Raw genomic sequence first — 19819 nt, forward strand, 5'->3', positions numbered from 1 at the left:
AGGCCGAATGCCCGTCGCGCCGGTCCCCCAATAATCCCCATAAGGCGGCCCCGGGAGAGACGCGGTCCCGGAATTTCTTCCTGAAATCCGTAAAAATCAGGGTTCGAGGAGGCTCGGCGGAACCCTTCTCATTTCGCATTGAGTGATAACCACTTCAGGGAAAACCGCTTGTCCGGAAAAAAACCTGTGCCCGCAATTCAATGAATCGCTTGTCCACCGAAACGCTTGCCCAAGAGTCGGTTTTCCCTTTCGTTAGGTCGATCCGATTTCCAGGCGTCCATTTTAAAGAGTCCCCTATGCACAAATACGATCCGTTCACTTTGGCGCCGAATTCCAATCAGCCAAAGACTGCGCCCGACCAGGCCTATTGGACGATTTACCAGAAAATTCTCGCCGGGGAACTGGCCGCGGGAGAAAAACTCAGCCTCCGGAAAATGGCTTCGATGTCCAAGGTCAGTGTGATTCCGGTGATCGAAGCACTCCGGCGCCTGGAAAAGGATGGCCTGGTCGAGTCCCGGCCCCAATGGGGACATTTCGTCGCCATCCCTTCCCTCGACGCCATCCGCAGTCACTTCGCGTTGCGCGAAGCCGTCGAGTGTCAAGTCGCCCGGCTCCTCAGTGAGGGAATCGATGAAACCCAGGCCGATCACCTGCGGGACCTTGCCAAGGAACTCGACTGGGCGAAACAGGAAGCGAGACCCGAATCCGAGGTCGACCAGCTTCATTTCAACCTGCACATGACCATGGCCGAATTCACCGGCATGCAATCACTGGTCGATGCCTTGCGCCAGGTGAACTTGTTTTTTCTTCTCCTCAAAGTGACCTCCTACAAGCGCCCCCCCGATCTGCCGCCGGTTTTCCACGAATCCCTGATCGATAAAGTCCTTTCCCGAAATCCGGACAAAGCCGAAGCCGCCATGCGAGCCCACGTCCAAAACGGATACCGCCGGATCGTCGCTTCCTGCCAGCCCGCCCTCGAAGGCGGCAACCCCGGTTGAAAAGGACCGCCTCCCAACCCCCCCCGTCGCCCCGCTCTCCCCCCTCTTCATTCACCGCGACAAAAAAACTAACACCTGTTATTTTTTCTGTCGCGGCAGCGGATGGGGGTCTGATCACCAGGGCTATTTCATCTGGCCGATAAACCTCCCACGGTGGAGCATCTGCCCTGTTGGAGTTCCGCCTTCAGCCGGTCCCCGCCTCGATCTAAAAACCGGCTGAAGCCGGAACTCCAACAAGGCGGCCAGATGAATAGTCCTGGCCTGATTACTTTTGCACCAGTTCCTGGAACCGGATCGCCCCTTCATCGCCGTCGGGCAAGGCGTCCGGCTCCATCATCCAACCGGGCAAATGACCGCTGAACGGGATGTGCGGAGCACGGGCCGAAGTCATGATCCCGAGTTGCGAATAATATTTGCGGCCGGTCCTCATCGGTCCTTCAACCGCGCCGAAGATCATATACCAATGCCCTGCGTGCTGGACAAACGTGCCGTCGAAATGGACCGGAAGATATGCCAGGATTGACCAATCGGGCCAGTCGCCCGGATTGCGCCAGATCCGTTCGGCATCCGCCGTCCTGGTCGCCAGGCCCTGGAAACTGCTGCCGTTCACCCGGATCTCATCCGACGGTCCCCGCGGGCGCCGGTAATGGTTCGGACGGGATGCCCCGATCCAGGTAATGGCGCCGGCGTGATAAAGGATTGTGCTTGGATTGTCCAAATGCGGGTGGACACCATACGGTCCATCCCAATTGAACAGATCGGTCGACTTGAACACCGGTTGCCCCATCGCCTCGGAGCGGGATCTCCCGACCATGATCCAACGGTCGGATTCTCCCAGCCGCACGACCGACATTTCGTGGGTGCCGAGCGGCAGCCCGGTGATCACCGTCTTCCGCGACCAAGTCTTGCCGTTGTCCACGGTGTAAACCGCATCCAACTTCGCCTCTTCGCTCCAGGGGGCGTGTCCGCCCGAATAACAAAACAGGATGTAACCGTCGGTGTCATGTCCGCCGACCGACGCGGGAAATTCGCTGAACGTAAAACTCGGATGGGTGGCCTCCCCTACGTCGAGAATCTGCTTTTCCCAGCTTTCGCCTCCATCATCTGAATACATGAAAACAGGGGCGATCCATTTTCGCCCCGGAAAACTGTTTCGAACCGCGAAGAGTCCGATGCGCCCATTGCCCATCAAGCGGACCCGCAGGTCGCTGGCGTTAGCCGGTGCGTCGGGGCCTTCATCATAGAGGGTGCGGACATTTTGGATGGTCTGCCCGGCGGTCCGGGATTCGCCCATCTTAATCACCGCCCCCTGATCGCTGGTGCCATGAATGTTTCCTTCGCGCCAGAAAAAGAGCCATTTGTCTTTCAAAATAACCATGCCACTTCCCCGGCTGCGATGCTTCCGGTGATCGGTGATCAGCGCCAAACGCGGTTCCGGCCAAAACGGATGCGCCTCCGGAAGGGACTCTCCCAAAGGAGAGAGCTTCGATTCGCCGGCCTGGGAAGCGGCGCCATTGACGACGCTCCCTCCCGCCACATAACCGGCCATGCCGGCAAGAGCCGTCTTCTGAAGAAAACCTCTTCGAGTCATCCAATTCGTCCTTTCCTGTTCCATCGTGAGTCGAAATTCCGCCGGGGTCCGGCGCAGACGGAAATCATTCTATTCCAGACTGAACGAGCCGAATATAGGAAAAAAATGCTTTAGGTAGCACTTCTGTGCGGCAATAAAGGCACCCGGTAACTTTACTCGGAAAGAGTGACTGCCAACCGCATGAATCTCCGGTCAAATTCCGCCGCCGACCTGGCATCACGCACCCGCAAACGACCGGGGCTATCCTCCAGGATCACCACGTTTTCCGGGCCGCTCATCCATTCCACAAGATCGCTCGAAACCTCGACCGCCAGGAACACATCCACTGCCGCGGGGTTCCGGGTGATGTCAAACGACAAGCGTCCGTGCTCGTCAAGTGTCCGAACCCATACGCGCGAAAGCGCCTCCTGTTGCGGAATCGATGGATCCAGCCCGAGGGCGTATTTCATCGCATTTGCCAGGCCATCTCCCCCCGGAGCGGCCCCCGGATGCCGCTCCAGTTCCCCGAGATCGTATCCAGCAATCCATTCGGCGTAGGTGACACCGGAGATCACGGACACGACTGTCGCCGAGACGCTTCCCGACAGATACGACATCTCAAACCAATAGCGCCCAATCCGGATTTTCTCCCCTTCATGAAGCCCGGCGAAATGTCCCAACAGGGTCCCACCATAATCCAGGAGCAAAAATCGATCACCGGCCGCGGCGGAAAAGTCTTCCGGCAACGACACCGTCAATTTCGCGCCTTGGCCGAGCGCCACATCTCCATTCACCCGGATCGGTGCGGAGCCATCCGGTTCCAGCCCCACGCGGATTTCCGCTCCTTCCACGGCCGAGATGCCGAGGAAACCTGCCTCCAATCTGCCACCGGCGATCCAAAGACGCCCCGTCTCCCAGAGAAAGAGTTCCCTCCCGGTCACCACGCTCCCCCCGTTTCGCACCGCCAGGTGTCCCTCGCCTCCGCTCGATCCGGGAACGACCTCCACGGCGCCCGGACCAGCGTAGCGGTAGCTCGGCGGATTCCCTCCGACAGCGATGCTTAACTCATCTCCGCGCAAAATAGAACCGGGACCGTCAACCAGAACCGTGCCTTGGGAATGACCGGCCCATCCCATTCTCAGTGTCGCGGCTCCGTCCACCACGACCCGGCTCCCCTCCTCAATCCGCAACCATCCGGTGGCGCCGGGACCACCGCCCGCTTCCGGTTTTGGAGTTTCGGGTTGGAACAACAGCAATTCACTTCCGCCCCTCAACCGCATTTCCCCGGCCGACGTATCCACATGAGCGATACGAATCGACGAGACCGCCAATCGGCTGTCGCTCAGTTCCAGAATCCCTTCTTCTCCTTCGACGGATCCGGCCGTTACCGACTCGGCTTCCGCCTTCGCACCGGTCAGGCGCAGGCTTCCTCGCGATACGTCGAGTCGTCCGGAGATTTCCAGCGACGAGCCGGCCAGGTTGAGGGTCAACCGGTCGTGCAAGACGTGAAGTCCGCGGACCCGGATGTCGCCTTCACTTTCGACAAGGTATGGCGAGATCGACTCCAGACGGAACACCGCCACATCCTTCAGGTCCGGCACTATCAACGGTCTCCAATTGGCCGGCTGTTGAACAATGCCACCATCCCGATTCGCCCAACGGATTTCCGTTCCGATTCCGAAGAGGCCGCCGGTTAACACCGCAAGCGACGACAGGACCGCGGCCGGGATCGTCTTCACCGCCCGCTACGCGTTTTCATTGAAGATGATTCCCTGCCCGAACACCTGGTTGAAGTTCGCCAGGTTGGTGTCCTGGACCGCCGGAGTCCCGTGAGTGGTGCGAGTTCCGGTGGCGGCGATGATTCCGCCGTCCCGGACCTCCAACCCGCGTCCTCCGGCCCCGGATACATCTGCATCGCGCGCCCGCACCGAAGCGCCGCGATGAGAGCGGATGCCATGCCCGCCGCAATCTCTGGCGTCGACGCTCGCCGCATCGATTTGACTGGCGCCGTTGGCCCAGACCCCATCTTCCGCCGCCCCCGAGCAATCGGCGGAATCACAGGTGATCGAGCCCGTGTGGGAACAATAGACGTTGATGTGTTTGGAACCGGAGAGGATCGCCGACCGGGCGCCGATCATCGCCGAAACCGCGCAGTGGAGGTTAAAGCGTCCCGCCCCGGTGGCCTCGGCTTCCCTCATTTCCAGCATTCCGGCGTGATCGCATAGAACGCAATCGCGCCCGGCGTTTCTCACCCCGCACTTCGGTTCGATGTAGCCGATCGAGTTGCGGACAAAATAACCGTTGCGCCCTCGGTCGCGCATGTCGATCAAACAGGCCAGGGTCGGCATGTGGCATCGTCGGCCATTAATCAGATCGCCCTCGAAATCGTCGCTCACCTCGACCACCGTATCCTCGGATTCGATACGGAAATGGGCAAAATGGCCGTCCTGGATCAACAACCCGGCGGTGAGCCGGTGCCCGGATTGGATCCGCAGGAGGATTCGTTTTCCCTGAACCGGAAACCAGCGTGACTCGCGGTCGATGGCCTCCTGCAATGTCGGGTAATCTTCGGGGATTCTCACTACCCGGTCATCCACCAGCAAACGGGGCACCTGAATCGCGTCCGGCGAAACCGAGACTCCTCCCGCCTTCGCGACGGCCGCGCCGCCGGCGAAGAATACACCACCCATGACGCCCTTCTTCACGAAGTCGCGTCGGTTGAATCCAGTTTCGTTATCCATCCTTCTTGCCTCCGAAACGAAACGACCGGCAAACAAACTTGCGCCGGCCTTCGTTGCCGTCGCTCAGCGCTCCCTAGTCACCTGCTGTCCCCAAAAAACGTCGGTCGAGCGGCTGTTCTGCAATTGCTCCCGCGACCGCCGGTCGACGTGGCCATCCAAAAACACGACGTTGATCGATCCGTTGTGCTGCCAGATCATCCCGGTCGATCCGGGTCCGGTGTAAACCGAATTCCAATGGGAATGCTCCGGATGATGCGCCGGCCACGAACCGCCGTTGCCGTCGCTGATTCCATCCATGAAAAACGCCATCTGACTCGGTGCCGAAATCTCCGTGAACCGCTGCGGATGCCCGGCAAGGACCGAAGCGCCTCTGAGGAAATCCTCCGCCGTGTGGGCAACCGTGGCACAGGCGAAGGAGTTGACGGCGTATTGCTGGCCGAAATCTTTGCGAACCCCTTCCATGGAGGTGTGTGTCGGGCAACTGTAGACCGTCTCGGTCGCCGGTTGAGCATCTTCATTGGTCAACCCGACGTAGGGAGCGAGGGAATCGGGACGCGGCGTTCCGCCTTGCACCGGGCGAGCCCGCCATCCTCCCACGTCGAGCATCCGTTCGTCGTGGTCCATGATCCAGGCCAAGCCGGCCTGGCCAAGCGTCCGGAGGTTCGCGGCGCATTTCGCGGTGCGAGCCGACTCGCGAACCGTGCCGACCACCGGGATCAGGATAGCCGCGAGAATCCCGATGATGGCGATCACCGTCAACAACTCGATGAGAGTAAAACCAGCCGGACGGCTCGCTTTCATGCTGTCACATTTACCCCGAATCATTATGCAATCCCTGCCTTTCTTTGGCGTTCAATCAACTAATTTCAATTAACCGATCCGACGCCTCTACTATCTCTGATTGCCCCATCTCCTGCAATAGCACCTATTTGCGATCAGCAGGACTTTTGTGCTTTCATGACGGTTTCGAGGCGCCGTTTCGGCAGATAACTTATTTATTCGAGCTCGATCCGAACTCGAATGAAGCGGGAGCCGGCGTCTTCCAAGGCGGTTTTGTCCCGCGCGATCAAAATCGAATCATCTTCCTCCACGACGGCGACGGCCTCTTCTCCATCCTCCCAGACGGCCAGGTCGCCGGAGACTTCCACGGTATACGAGACATTGACCGCATCCGGATTCTTGATCACTTCAAGCGTCAGGTATTGTTTCCCGTCGAACTCCTCCACCGACATTTCGGGCAGCTCAGCCCGGCTCGATTGGGTCGGATCCATGCCGAGAGCGTATTTGATGGCGTTCGCGATTCCGTCTCCGCTCGGGTTCGCTTCAGGCCCCTCCTGTCCTTCCGGCAGATCGAAGCCGGCGATCCAATCGGAGAAGCTGACGCCGGCCGGACCACTCGTTTCGGTAAGGGTGACGGCGCCGCCGGCATAACTGATTTGAAAAAGGCGCCCACCGAGTTCGATGGTGGCGCCTTCCGGCAAACCGGCGAAATGTCCGCTCCGGGAACCTCCGTAAGTCGCCAGGGTGAAGGTCTCCCCCTGGCCCGGCTCATAGCCGGAGGCGAGCGCCAGGTTGAGCCGCGTCGTCTCTCCCAGGACCAGGTTTCCGGCAACTTCAACCGTGGAGTTCGCCGATCCGCCGACCACCGTGGCCAAAGTCGGAGCGAGATCGAGCGTCTCCGTCTCGTAGCCCCAAACCGGCAGACTGTATTTTCCGGCCAGATAATGCTCGACGGCTTCGATCTCCTCGTCGCTCAACTGGCGATTGAACATGATGAACTCGGCGATGTTTCCGTCGAAGGGGTCCGATGACTGGTTATTGTGGATCCCCAGCTGCAAGGCGCCCATCCGGCGGTCTCCCGCGGCTCCCTGTCCCATCGGAGCAAGGCCGAGGGTTCTGGCGTACCAGTGGCTGTTGGTATCATTGAAAAGGATTTCGTGAATATTCCAGCCGGAATCGGAGAAGCCGCCACCAATCCCGGATCCGGCATGGAGCTCGCCGCCACTGGCGGTCAACCGCAGGGTTTGGCGATCGCCACCAGCCGGACCACGATCGAACACGCGGTCTCCTCCGGACGGACGGTTGGCCTGGAACACGATGAAGATATGGTTCGGTTGCTCGATTTCCGGGCTGAAGCGCGAGGGCATATACAGGTGATCATTGACACCGTCGAATCGGATCGCCGGCTTACCATTGAGGCCGTCCGCCACATAAAGCGGCCGGTTCGCTTCGTTGGGCTGGGAGATGTGGTGTCCCAATCCGCTCAGGTCGGTCCATTCAGCGACCGGGTCTCCGTCGGTCAACTCCAGGGCGTCGGCGGCCAACCAGACGGTCAGTCCATCGGTCACCGGCAATTCTTCCGCCGGATCCTCCGGGTGGACCGCACCCTCGGTCGGCCCGGTGACTTCGACCTGCCGGGAGACATTCGAGAAACCGAGTTCCCCGACCTGAAGCTGACCTCCGTTCAGAGTCAGCGTGCCGGTTTCCCAGATGAACAATTCGTTGCTGAGGCCGAGGAAACCGCCATCGGTGACCACCAGATCGCCGAGTCCGCCCGCGCCGGTGTAGTCGACTTCTCCGGTGCCCGGCACAGCCAGCGGCAGCGCATATTTTCCCGCCAGGTAATTCTCGACAGCTTCGACTTCCTCGTCGCTGAGGGCGCGGTCGAAAATAATCATCTCGGCCACGTCGCCCCGGAAAAATTCGCTCGTTCCGTTCGCGTGCGAACCGAGGATCAAGCTCCCCATGCTGTTGCTCCCAATATTCCCGGCGTCGAGCGCAAAGGAGGCGACCGTCTTACCCCCCACCCGGCTCTCACCCTGGTTGAACAGGACCTCGAACAAGTGCCACTTCTCCCAGTCGGTCACCGTTCCGTTGAGATTCAACCCGGCGAAGGCGTTGAGCCGATCTCCAAAAGTCCGGACCGTCTGACGGCCGCCACCCACGCTGGACGGGCGATCGAACACCCGGCCGCCGCTCGGGTCGTCGGCAAAGAGCACGAGAAAAACGTGGTTCGCTTGCGCAAGCTGCGGACTGAACGCGCCGGTCAACAGGTGGTGGCCGTCACCGTCGAACCGGACCACCGGCTTTCCATTGACGCCGTCGGCCACAAAGGTCGGCCGGGCGTCCGCATTGGGCTGGGAAAGATGATACCCGTTGTTGCTGAGATCGCTCCATTGACTCACCGGATCGCCATCCTGGAGACCGTCAATCTCATCCGCGGCAAACCAAAGCGCCAAACCGGACGTCACCGGCAGTTCGGCCGGAGTTTCCTGCGGCACCTCGAAATCGCCGGTGCCGGGAATCGGATGAGCCACCTTCCGCGACCCGCCGACGAACATATCGGTCGCTCCTTCCAACCGGGAATTCGCACCGGTCACGGTCAGGCTGCCCACAGCTGTTTCCACGGCCCCAATTTGAAAGGATCCAGTCTCAGAGAGGGTCAAATGGCTTCCGCTTTCGATAGACATCGATCCGGTCGACCCGGTGCTGCTCCCCAGATTGGACGCCGCCAGCTGGGAAGTCCAAACCGATCCGTTGCGCAGAATCACACTGCCGCTGGAATAATTGGCATGGCCGATGTTTTCAAGAAAGTGACTGGTCATCGTCGAGTTGTTCAACGTCAGCACCGCCGATCCTCCGCTCAACGGCTCCAGGGAACGGTGGCCCAAACGAACCAGGCCGCCGACTTCCACGCTCGCATCGGTGACCAGCACCTCTTCATGGCCGGCGCCGCCCGGACGGAAGGTATTGGCAACTTTCAGCGCCGCCCCGCCTTCGACGATCACCACCGCGTCGCCGAGCCAGGAGCCGTTCCAGTCGCCTCCTTCGGTTTCTCCGGTCAATTCGAAAATCGTCCCGTCGCCGGTCACCGTCAGCTCCGTCAGGTTGTTCGCGTTGTTGGAGGTCGCCAGATTCCGGTGGGTGATCACATGGCTCCCGTCCCCGACGAGCACTCGGGTCACGTGCTGGAGGTTGGCATCGCCGGCCCCGGCGAAACGAATGTCATCCGTCGCGGTCAGCTTTGTACCCAAAATCTTGACATCGGCGTCGCGGAGCACCTCAAAGCGAAACACGTCGACAACACTGTCGCGAAGCTCGATGTTCGCGTAGGAGGTGTTGTTCATCGGCCCCCGGAACAGACCGGTCACATCCATGGTCGCGTTCTCCAGGATAAAGGTCCCCTCACTTCCGCTCCCGTGGCCGACCTGGAAATTCTGGTCGACCATCAAGGTTCCGTTTTTCACTTCCAAATGGCCTTTCGCGCCGCCGATGGCGCCGACCAGGCCATTGAAGACCTGAAATTCGTTCCCGTCGAGATTAATGCTCACCTTGTCCGTTTCGACAATTAAATCCCAGATGATGGCAAACTGATTGAGCGTCACCTGGTAGGGCGCTTCCTGGCCGAGGCCGAAGATCGCGTCTTCATCGTGACTGGGTGCCCCGAACGGACTCCAGTTGCCGTTATCGAAAAAGGATCCGCCTGCCGGATTGATCCATTCCCGGTAAAACGCATGGCCAGGAGCCGCCAGCGCGACGAGGACGAACAGGGTGAGTAATCCTGCCGTAAAACGGGAAATCAGTGTGCGGGAGTTGGGTGGTGAGAGAGGTCTCTTCATATCTGTCTCCTTATGTTGGTTTGGGCGAAACGAGGCTGTCCTCCAAGAGAGTGATCCCGGATTGCGGCCGCTGAGAGGTCTTCTCGGCCGGTCTCGGAACGGGCCGATTATACGTCACCCGAATTTCACCGCCAATAGGAGAAAATTGCTATAGCTAGCACTTTCGTGCTAACCAGACTTCAGTTCCCATGAGAATCGGGAATGGCCGGAAAGTTCAGACTTCAGCGGCCGGATTGCAATGTTTTTTCACCGTTCCCCTGAAAACCGATTTGCGGCACTAATTCCTTTTCCCCGGCGACCGCCCGAAAGGAAAAGTTCCACGCCCCGCGGTCCCAACTGGGTTCTTGCGGACCGTTCCGCAACCAGATCGTCAATTGATTCTCCCCTTCGTCCAAATCGACCTCAATCGTCCGGCCACGAAAATAGAGCTGCTCGCCCAGATCGACCGGCTTCCGGTCGTTGACTTGGATCCGGAGATGATCGCTCCACCCGAGGGTCAGACGAGCCGGTCCGGCCTCCGGCACGAACAGGCTGCTGCGCGCCACCGCCACGCCTTCCAAAGTGGGGGAGTTGCGGTTGCTCGCCTCCGGCCGGTAAACGTGGTTGAAATCCACGAACCCGCGCACCGCCCCGAATGGTTGCCAACGCGCCCCGTGGAACTCGTCTCCTTCCCGGATAGGTGCCCCATTCACCCGCAAGTCATCAAAGTTCTGGTCGAAGGGCCCGGCTGTCAGCCACCGTCCGGTGTCGGGCAACGGCAGATCATATTCTCCTCGAAGGATCTCCGCTCCGGCCTGCCGTTTCTCATACGGAGGCATTTCAAAATAGGGACGCACCGGTTTCGCCGAATACCAATACACCATGGTCGAAACATCATGAGCCCGCGCCCCGAATCGCATATGGATCGAACGCTGGAAATTCGTTCGCTCGTTCACCAGAAAACGATAAGCGACAAGTTTTTGCTTCGATCCGTCCTCCGCCTTTTGCACGTAAAACGGCATATCCGAAAAGATTGAACTTTGAGGAACATAATCTCCCCCGGAAAAAGAGGTGCCAAAGGTATCCTCCCCGCCGATACCACGCAGAAAGGCGGGATGCTCCCCGTCACCATCGATGTAAATATTGTCCGCACCGGCGTGACTCCAACGCATGCCGTCCCTCCCGTGCCGGCTTTGCAACATATCGACCGCGTAGACGAACCCGATCAATCGCCCGGGTCCGTCCGCGTCCAGCATGAAAAAGTCATCCTCGTAATCCCGCACCGGCGATTCCCTCCTCCAGCGGGCCGCGAATCGCATCGGTTCATCCAACTTACGGCCGGGATACTCCTCCCAGTCGATCGTGTAATACAAATTGTGCCGGTGCTCCCCGCTGCCGGTCACCTCGAAACGCGCCGACTTCGCGAACGGCATCGGAAAATAGACGCTCATACCGTTCTTGGGTTTGATCGAAATAAACGGGGTGTTGATCCGCATCGCCCGGTCAATCGGGAACTCGGTCCGCTCGTGATCATGGGGATAGGTGGTGCTGGTCAGATTGTGCATTCCCCCGAAAAACTCTCCCAACGGTGCTTCGACGTAAGGCGTCTCTTCCCCGTCGAAATAAATCCGAAGAACCACTTCCCGTCCGACTTCCCGCCCGGTTATCCAAAACCGCCGGACGCTTCCCGGTCCTTCCAGTTCCGCCAATAACTCGGGTTGGTCGCCCTCGAAATAAAAATGACGGCTCACCCGGCGCGGCACCGGATTGTCCGGGAGATTCAGCCCCCAGTCGAACGGATCAAATCCGGCGACCGACCTCGCCGGACGCGCTTCCCCAGACCCTCCGCCCAAAAAGAACGTGCCCGCTACCGCGATGGATAACGTCACACACGAAATCAAACTTTTCTTCAGTAGCATTCGTTCTTCCATAAACCTGATTTTTTGGAATTGCCCTATCCCGATGCGCCGCGTCAGACAGCGAATGCGTCGGCCCGCGGCATTTCGCCCCCCGAGACACTCGCCAACGGCCACGCCGATCACCGAACGATGGTGTCACGCCGGGCTTTCCGAACGGCTCCGCCCCGGCTCCGTTCGGCGGCGGTGATCGCGTCCGCGTAGTGGGGAAGCCATTCGCGGTGGGCCAGGAGCATCTCGTCGGTCATGGCGGCGATCTCGTTTGGATCACAAACGGCGCCGGTCAACGGATCCATCATCATCGCCTGCCGCAGCAACTGGGCATCGCCCTGGATCGCAGCCTCCACCGCGAGACGTTGGACATGGATGCTCGCGGAGCATACGGCGGCACACCCGAGGGGCAACTCCCCCACGCGTGAGATGTTGATGCCGTTGCGGTCCACATACCCCGGAACTTCCACCACCGCGTCTCCGGGGAGATTCGCGATCGCCCCGTCGTTGACCACATTAAAATGGCCCCGGTAGCAACGTCCGGTTTCGAGGCCTTCGAGAATATAGGACCCGTGCTCGACGCTTCGCTCTCCTGGAACGAAACGGGCCACCGCCTGCTTCTCTCCGTTCCGGCCTCCCGAATCGAAGGACCCCCGGCTCTCCCGGCAAATCCGCAAGTAACCTCCCGTCTCTCCGTAACTCCACTTGCGCGGGTCGATCCATCGGCAAATCTCATCCGGACGTTTCCGGTACCATGGCACATACTCACTCAAATGCCCGTTCGACTCCGTACTGAAATAGCCGAACCGGCGCAACATATCGATCCGCACCTTTTCGGTTTCGCGATAAAGCGGATGGCGCTCCAGCAACTCGAGAAGCTTCTCCCGCATCTCCTCTCCTTCCCGCTTCACCGACAAAAACCACGTCTGGTGGTTGATCCCCGCCGCCGTCACATCCAGGGACGAAACCGGAACCCCCAGCAGGTCGGCCAGGAGTCGCTGGGTCGCCTGGACTCCATGACACAACCCGACGGTGAACACCTTCCCATATTGGTTGGCGGCCCAGGTCAACATCGCCATCGGGTTCGCGTAATTGAGGAAGAGACATCCCGGTTCGGCCACTTCGCGAATATCCCGGCAAAACTCAAGGATGGCGGGAATTCCCCGTTGCGCATAAAAGATCCCGCCCGGCCCCAGTGTGTCGCCGACACATTGATGCACTCCGTATTTCCGCGGAATTTCGATGTCCTGTTCGAAGAGTTCCAACCCCCCGATCCGCACCATGGAGAAAACATACCGGGCTCCGGCCAACGCTCTCCTTCGGTCCGTCGTGGCGACGATCCGGGTGGAAAGTCCGTTGGCCACGATGTCACGCCGGCAGAGTTCGGTGACCCGCTCGAGGTTTTCACGGTGGATGTCGGTGAAGGCCAATTCGATTCCGGCAAACTCCGGCACGCAGAGTAGATCCCGCACCAGTTTGCGCGTGAAACCGATACTCCCCGCTCCGATGAAAGCTACCTTGAACCGCCGCTTTTCCGTCATTTCATTTTTCCCATTCGCCTCTCTTCAGCAGCCCCGACCAGACTAAGAAAACAACCTGGATTTAATTTTATCCGGCACGTTTCAAAAAGAAAAGCCGATTCCCCCGGTCGATGCCGCTCCCGAATATTAAGCCTAGCTGTGGCAACTTCGAGCGTCCATAGGATTAATATGCTATGCATAGGATTATCGTGCTCGCCCCCTGCAAATCACCAGATCGATCGCAATCGCCAAAGCTCGGCGACCTCCACCGTCACCGCCCCTCCCTCGCAGTAAATGTCCAGCATCGCCTCTCCACCGGAACGGTAGACACAGGCGGTCAACGCGACACCGTTCAGAAAACCTTCCGCCACCGATCCGTCGAAGAATAAGCGAAAATGAAGCCGCTCCCCCTCCGGACGGTAAAGGGGCGCCGTCGCCCCGTTCACCGCCAGGCGATTTTCGATCACATCGTAAGCGATGTTCAAAACAATCTCACTCCCCGCCATCAACCGGATCCCCGTCTGTTGGACCTCCGGCCCGGGTGACGCGATCTCAACCGCAAGCTCCCAGGCCCGGCCTTCGCCTCCAGAAAGCTTCGCCGGCTTTTCCGGTTCCACCCGGACTTTTTCCACCCTTCGCGACTCCTCCCGCAATCCCGCCAATTCCGGCGCCGGTCGTTGGTACAAACGGCCCCGGACCAGGCTGATTTCCCGCGGGATCGAAATAGCGCGCTCCCACCGGAGCGCTCCCCGGGCCGGCGATACCGGCCTCTTGTGATGAACATGTCCCCACATCAGGCGCCGCTGAGTTCCTCCCGCCCCCCGGTCGTCCACCAACCGGGGATTGAATGCGAACGCGCTTCCGCGGTCGACGTATTCCGGCTCGGCATGGTCGGGAATGAAGAGCATCTTCTCCCGGTCGTAATGCCCCACCCAATACGGTCCGCCCGGACGGCTCACCATCAACAGATGCTTTCCACCGATCTCGATCAGGGATACCACCAGCCACCAGTCCGAATAATGAATCGACGGGGCGATGTTCCGGCGAAACGTCCAGTGGCGGAGGTCGCCCGAGGTCCATAAAGACGCGACTCCCCGTTCCCCGTCAGTACCGCCGCTCAGGAGTTTCCAGCCGTCGTTTTCCTTCCAGACTTGGGTGTCCCACAAAACCGGTCCATTCGGATTCGGCCGGTCGAAGTCTCTCAACACCCGCGTTTTTTCGCCCCAATGAATCCAATCATCGCTGCGGGCGAGCATTCCGTTGGTCACCGTCTCCGACCGGGGCCTCTTGTCGACTTCGACACCGGGATAAAGGGCATACGGTTTGCCGTCGTCTCCCATGAATACACTTCCCGAGAAAGTCCCACCGGCATCATGCGCCGTGTCCGGCCAGAGAGCCACCGGCCAATCCTCCCAATGGATTAGATCTTCGCTCACCAGATGGCCCCAGCAGTGGCGATGAATTCCCTGCTCCCACGATTCGACCCGTTCCTCGGCCGACCGCCGATCCTTCCGGAAGTCGGCCAGGGTCTGGATGAAAAACAGATGATACCTTCCATCGTGATAAATCGGGTTTGGATCGTTGATCATCCCCATCGGAGGAGCGATGTGATACACCGGATAGTAAGGATCCTTCGCCGCCATCCACTTCCGTTGCTCCCTCGCCGCTTCAGCGTACTCCGCCGGATCTCTCGTCCGGAAAACGCTGAAGAATCGGAGCGCTGTAAGTGGAAGATCATTTCCCCACGCCGTTCTCCACTTGGTATCACCCGAAGATTTCTCCCAGTTCATTCGCCGGATACGGGAGCCGCGGGGAGGAGAACCTCTCCTGTTTCAGTGGTGACGCGTAGCGAGAAAATCCACGACCCGCGGGTAAAACTCGGCTGCCTCCGGCTTCGGTCCCGGGCATTGCGCAACAACAATACCACGTCGTTCTCCCCTGCCCGCAACGGCACTTCCAGCCGTCGGCCTTCCAGAAACAGATTATACCCGAGATCGACCGGTTCCTGGCCGTTGACCTGCAAGATCATCTCGTCGTCCCACGCCACCAGGAATTCCGCCGTCGTTTCTTCAGGTGCCGTGATGGTGGCCCGCGCTACCGCGCTGCCTTCCAGGGTCCAGAGGCTGACGTGGGCCGGTTTCCCCCGATAGACGTGGTTGAAATCGACGAAGTTCCGGATCGCCGAATATCGCTGCCACGGCCGTCCATTGAATTCCTCCTCGAAATCAATCGCTCCCTCCGGCAACTCCGAGAAGTCACGGTCGAATGGACCGGCGATCCACCATTCTCCAGTGTCGGGCAACGGCCGGTCATATTCGCCCCGCCGCACTTCCGTTCCCAGCCCCCTCTGCTCCGGCGGTGGCATGTCGAAAAATGGTCTCACCGGGCTTGCCGCATACCAGTAGACCATCGCCTGGTAATCGTGCTCCCGGGCGCCAAACCGAAGGTGCAGCGATCGTTCGAAGGTGATCGAATCGTTGACAAAAAACCGGTAGCCGACCAGCCGCTGACGCTCGGATCCTCCCCGGGTATCCCGCGTCTCCTCATGCGCCTGGATGTAATACGGTTTGTCGGCCCACATCGAGGTCTGGGTCTCGAATAGCAATCCGTATTCCCCTCCTGAATACGAGGTTCCAAAGGTGTCTTCTCCCCCGACCCCCCTCAGGTAGGAGGGATAATCTCCTTCGCCGTCGATGTAAACACTGTCGCCCCCGGCGTGGCTCCACCGGTGAGTGAACCGGCTCTCCAGCATGTCGACTCCGAGAAAGTAGCCGATCAAGCGGCCGGGGCCTTCGGCGTCGAGCATCAAGAATTCATCGGACCAATCCTTCACCGGGGCTTCCCGGCGCCACCGGGCGCTGAAGCGCATCGGCTCTTCCAACTCCTGGCCGACATATTGATGCCAGTCGATCATGTAATGCAGGTTCACTTCTTCACGGTCTCCCTTCATTCCGCCCTGCCGGATCACTTCGATCCGGGCCGATTCGGCAAACGGCATCGGCAGATAACAGGTCATGCCGTTTTTCTCCTTGATCGAGAAAAACGGAGTGTCGACCCGATACACGTCCCGCGGCCCGCCAGTCAGGTGCATCACCCCGAAAAAGGTCGTCAGCGGCGCTTCCACATAGGGAATCTCCTCGCCGTCGAAGTAGATCCGAAGAATCACTTCTTCCGGATTCTGGACCGTGATCCAAAACCGTCGAATGCAGCCGGGCCCTTTTAACTCCGCCAGCACTTCCGGCTCCGGTCCGCCGAAGAAGAAGTGCCGGCTGATCCGCCGCGACACCGCCCGCTCCGGGAGATTCAAGCCCCAGTCAAACGGATCGAACCGCGCCGGCGACGCACCCGGAGCCGCCTGCGCTTCACCCGGACCAGGGCCGTCCGGCACCAAACAGACCAATCCCACCGCCAACGCCGCGAGGATGCCGCGCTTCTTACTGCTTCCTTTTCGTCTTTCCATGTTCGCTCGCAAAAATTCAGCCTCACCGATCCGTCACAACCAGCCGGTCTCCCGGAGAGCCTCGCCGATTTCCGAGGTCCACCATCCGCCCCCCCGCCGGTCGACCCGGCCAAAGAGCAGTCCGTCCGCCCCGCCGGCCCGGGCGCCGACCAGGTCTTCCTTCAGTTGTTGGTAGGTTTGCTCCCAGTCGGTGGCTTGCTGATAATTCGAGGCCGACACTCCCGCGTAAACCGCCACCTTCCCTCCGCCCCCTTCGCGCGCCCGCCGGACTTCCGCCTCGATCCAGTCGCCGCCGAGGCGGTTGTTCAACAGTTCCTCCCAACTGTCGCCGGAAAACGGAATTCCATAAGCCGCCGACAACAGCTTCACCACCTGGTCGATGTTCAAATCCCCGAACATTGTCGCCCCGGCCACCACGGCGCTGTATAAAAACCGGTTGCCGCCCGGACTGCTGAACACCGCTGGCCGAACGAAGTCATTGAACTCCGAATACACCGAATAATCTTCTTCTCCCCAGACAAAATGGTCGAAGAGGGTCGACGGGGTGTGGGTTCCCACGTTCGCTTCGGGACGAATCGACTTGATGATCCGGTACATTTCCCGCTGAAGATGCGTCCGCTGGTCGATCCACATCTGATTCCATCCCAGCATGTCGGGATAATGCATCGCCAGCCGCATGAAACTGACGAAGAAGCCGTCCACCGGACGGTCAGCCCGCATCGCTTCCAGCGAATCCGGCAATCCGCGCACATGGTTCAACCCGCCTTTCCGCTCCGGCCCGAACAGTTCCAGCATTTTCCGGTAGCCGGTCCGCGCCTTTTCCGGGTCGAGCCCCCGCCGCGCGCCGTCTTTCCGGCAGTATTCACAGAAACAATACGGTGTCCATCCGCGCAATTGCCACTGGGCGATCGGACCGCCGGTGTCGAGCCCGAAGAAGGAGCCTTGCAACGGGTAATTCTCAAACACATCCCGGACCGCCGCGAAGAAGTGCGCCTGGTAATCGGGATTTCCATAGCACATCATCGGCCCCGGCTTTCCGTTCATATCCACCGAGCGGGCGCTCGGCCAGTTTTCAATGACCGTCTCGCCGCGGTCCGAAAGGTGGGTCAGGACGTTGAAGGGCCAGAAGAATCCGTAAACCTGCACCCCCCGCTTTTCCGCTTCCTGACAAATCAGGCCGAGAAAATCCTCCGATCCGAGGCCGTCCCAATAGTTCATCTTGAGCGTGGTCCCGGTGTAATACTCCGGATTCGGGGGCCAGGCCACGATGTAGGGTCGCTTGTAGGCGTAGACGGGCGGCGTGATGTACTGCGCGCCCATCGCTTCGACATGGTCGAAGACTTCCGTCAGATTCCCATCCTTCCGGGTCGGATTCCACGCCGGAAGATATTCACTGCCGATAAAAGGTTTCAGGCCCATCCAATCCTCCGCAATCCTTCGCCGATCCCACGCATCCGGGGCCGGTCGTCCATCGCCACCGACCCGAACAGGAATCCGTCCGTTCCGGCTTCGGCCGCCGCTTCAATCTCCTCGGCGATCCGCTCCGGACCGGTCAAGGTGGCGCTCCAGGCTTCGGGTCCGCCGTAGTAGGAAGCGGAAATCCCGGCGAACACCTTGGCCGTTCCTTCCAAACGGGCTTTCACCATTTCCACTTCCCGGCGAACGTAGGCAGTGCTGAACGGCTGCCCGAAGATTTCATCGACCGATCCTTCATTTTTGTACCCGCACATATCATACAAAATGTCCGTCATTTCCTCGAGGCCTAGGTCGCCGAAAAAGGTCTGGCAGAGGGTCATCGATTCTTCGATGAACCGGCTGCCGGAGGGTTGGGTGAAGACCGTCGGCCGGACGTAATCGGAAAACTCCGCCAACTCCCGGACGTCTTCCGCCGCCCGCATCAACGGCGAGAAGGATCGTCCCCGATGCCAGAGGTGCGCCCCGGTGAGCGCGTCCGGCCGGATCGATTTAGCGATCCGGTTCATCCCGCGCTGCAACTCCATCTGGTGCTCGAACCACATCCGGTCCCAGGCCAGGATCTCCGGGTAACGGAACATCAGCCGCATGAAACCGACAAGGAATCCGTCCACCGGTCGCTCCGCCCGGGGGAAACTTCCTTCCGCCATCGAAGCGTTGATCCGGCGCGACCCGCCGCGACCGCCAGGAATTTCCCATTGCTCCCAGAGTTTCCGGTAGCCTTCCCGGGCCCGCTCCGGATCGATTCCGCGCTCGCGGCCGGAGCGCAGGCAATGGTCGCAAAAGCAGTGCGGCCGCCAATATTGCTTTTGCATCATGAACAACGGTCCGCCCCGCTCGGACCCGAACTTGGCCCCCGCGATCGGATATCTCTCAAACAGGTTGCGGACCATTCCAAAGAAATGGGCTTTGTAGTCCGGGTGATTGAAGCAAACCGTCCGGCCCACCGCCCCGCGGTCGTCCCGCAGAAGCACCTGCTCCGCATTCACAATCGTCCGGGGTCGCTCTTTGCTCGGAAACAGAATCACATGCGTCCTCATGTCGCGCCGCCCGGCCTCTTCGCAAACCCGGTCGAGCACATCGAACGGCAATGCCTGGGAGGGAGCTTCGGATTGCGCGCCCGGATCCATCTTCAAGGCGGTGTCGCGGTAATAAGCGGGATCAGGACGAAAATAAAAATTTTCCGGACGGTTGTAGGCATACACCCGGAGGAAGACCTGATCGCAACGCATCTCCTCCCGAATAAAATCGAGCACCCCGCCGATGTCCCAGTTCTGGGGACTCCGGCGGAGAAAGGGAGCTTCCAGGTAGACGCCTCGAAATTGAGTCGCGCTTCCCGCGGACACCGCCGCTCGCCCGTCTCCGGCGAGCGCCGCCCACGCCGGACCCGTCGCCAGGGCCGCGGCCGCAAGAGTGCTCTTTTTGACAAAATCCCGCCGGCTCCAGCGGGGATCCAGGGGTTGTTTATCACTCATGTTATCGGTTCGTTGGAATTCATCCGTTCGGCGCCGAATCCATGGGCCCGGCCCTGCGGCAGGCATCGAAGACGGTC

At 60.0% G+C, this 19819-nt stretch carries 12 protein-coding genes; 1 reads left to right on the top strand and 11 read right to left on the bottom strand.

The features are described 5' to 3' along the window. Nucleotides 1–296: 296 nt before the first annotated feature. Nucleotides 297–998, top strand: a complete 702-nt coding sequence (locus ACWUI2_RS01575; RefSeq protein WP_486981105.1) for a GntR family transcriptional regulator — start codon at nt 297–299, stop codon at nt 996–998. Nucleotides 999–1263: 265 nt separating this feature from the next. On the opposite strand, the gene ACWUI2_RS01580 is transcribed toward ACWUI2_RS01575, so the two are convergent. The 11 genes from ACWUI2_RS01580 to ACWUI2_RS01630 form a co-directional block, all read right to left on the bottom strand. Next, complete coding sequence (locus ACWUI2_RS01580; protein ID WP_486981106.1) at nt 1264–2589, bottom strand: sialidase family protein; 1326 nt, start codon at nt 2587–2589, stop codon at nt 1264–1266. Nucleotides 2590–2741: 152 nt separating this feature from the next. After that, nucleotides 2742–4307: a hypothetical protein gene (locus ACWUI2_RS01585; protein WP_486981107.1), complete on the bottom strand. Its 1566-nt coding sequence runs from the start codon at nt 4305–4307 to the stop codon at nt 2742–2744. 6 nt (nt 4308–4313) lie between these two features. After that, nucleotides 4314–5309 carry a hypothetical protein gene (locus ACWUI2_RS01590; RefSeq protein ID WP_486981108.1) on the bottom strand — a complete coding sequence of 332 codons (996 nt, stop codon included), beginning with the start codon at nt 5307–5309 and terminating at the stop codon, nt 4314–4316. A gap of 63 nt (nt 5310–5372) precedes the next feature. Further along, complete coding sequence (locus ACWUI2_RS01595; RefSeq protein WP_486981109.1) at nt 5373–6110, bottom strand: type II secretion system protein; 738 nt, start codon at nt 6108–6110, stop codon at nt 5373–5375. Between the two features lie 194 nt (nt 6111–6304). After that, nucleotides 6305–9928 carry a hypothetical protein gene (locus ACWUI2_RS01600; protein ID WP_486981110.1) on the bottom strand — a complete coding sequence of 1208 codons (3624 nt, stop codon included), beginning with the start codon at nt 9926–9928 and terminating at the stop codon, nt 6305–6307. A gap of 221 nt (nt 9929–10149) precedes the next feature. Further along, on the bottom strand, nt 10150–11826 hold the full coding sequence (locus ACWUI2_RS01605; protein ID WP_486981111.1) for a DUF2961 domain-containing protein: 1677 nt from the start codon (nt 11824–11826) through the stop codon (nt 10150–10152). A gap of 119 nt (nt 11827–11945) precedes the next feature. Continuing rightward, nucleotides 11946–13355, bottom strand: a complete 1410-nt coding sequence (gene melA / locus ACWUI2_RS01610; RefSeq protein WP_486981112.1) for an alpha-galactosidase — start codon at nt 13353–13355, stop codon at nt 11946–11948. A 206-nt stretch (nt 13356–13561) separates the two neighbouring features. Continuing rightward, nucleotides 13562–14977: a glycoside hydrolase family 32 protein gene (locus ACWUI2_RS01615; RefSeq protein WP_486981113.1), complete on the bottom strand. Its 1416-nt coding sequence runs from the start codon at nt 14975–14977 to the stop codon at nt 13562–13564. A 143-nt stretch (nt 14978–15120) separates the two neighbouring features. Continuing rightward, entirely contained in the window at nt 15121–16794 is a 1674-nt protein-coding gene (locus ACWUI2_RS01620; RefSeq protein WP_486981114.1) for a DUF2961 domain-containing protein, read from the bottom strand. Between the two features lie 33 nt (nt 16795–16827). Further along, nucleotides 16828–18213, bottom strand: coding sequence for a hypothetical protein (locus tag ACWUI2_RS01625; protein ID WP_486981115.1), 1386 nt, complete (start codon nt 18211–18213; stop codon nt 16828–16830). After that, nucleotides 18204–19742, bottom strand: a complete 1539-nt coding sequence (locus ACWUI2_RS01630; RefSeq protein WP_486981116.1) for a twin-arginine translocation signal domain-containing protein — start codon at nt 19740–19742, stop codon at nt 18204–18206. The genes ACWUI2_RS01625 and ACWUI2_RS01630 overlap by 10 nt, the downstream gene beginning before the upstream one ends. Between the last annotated feature and the right edge of the window lie 77 nt (nt 19743–19819).

The sequence above is a fragment of the Verruconatronum alginivorum genome, assembly GCF_056590205.1.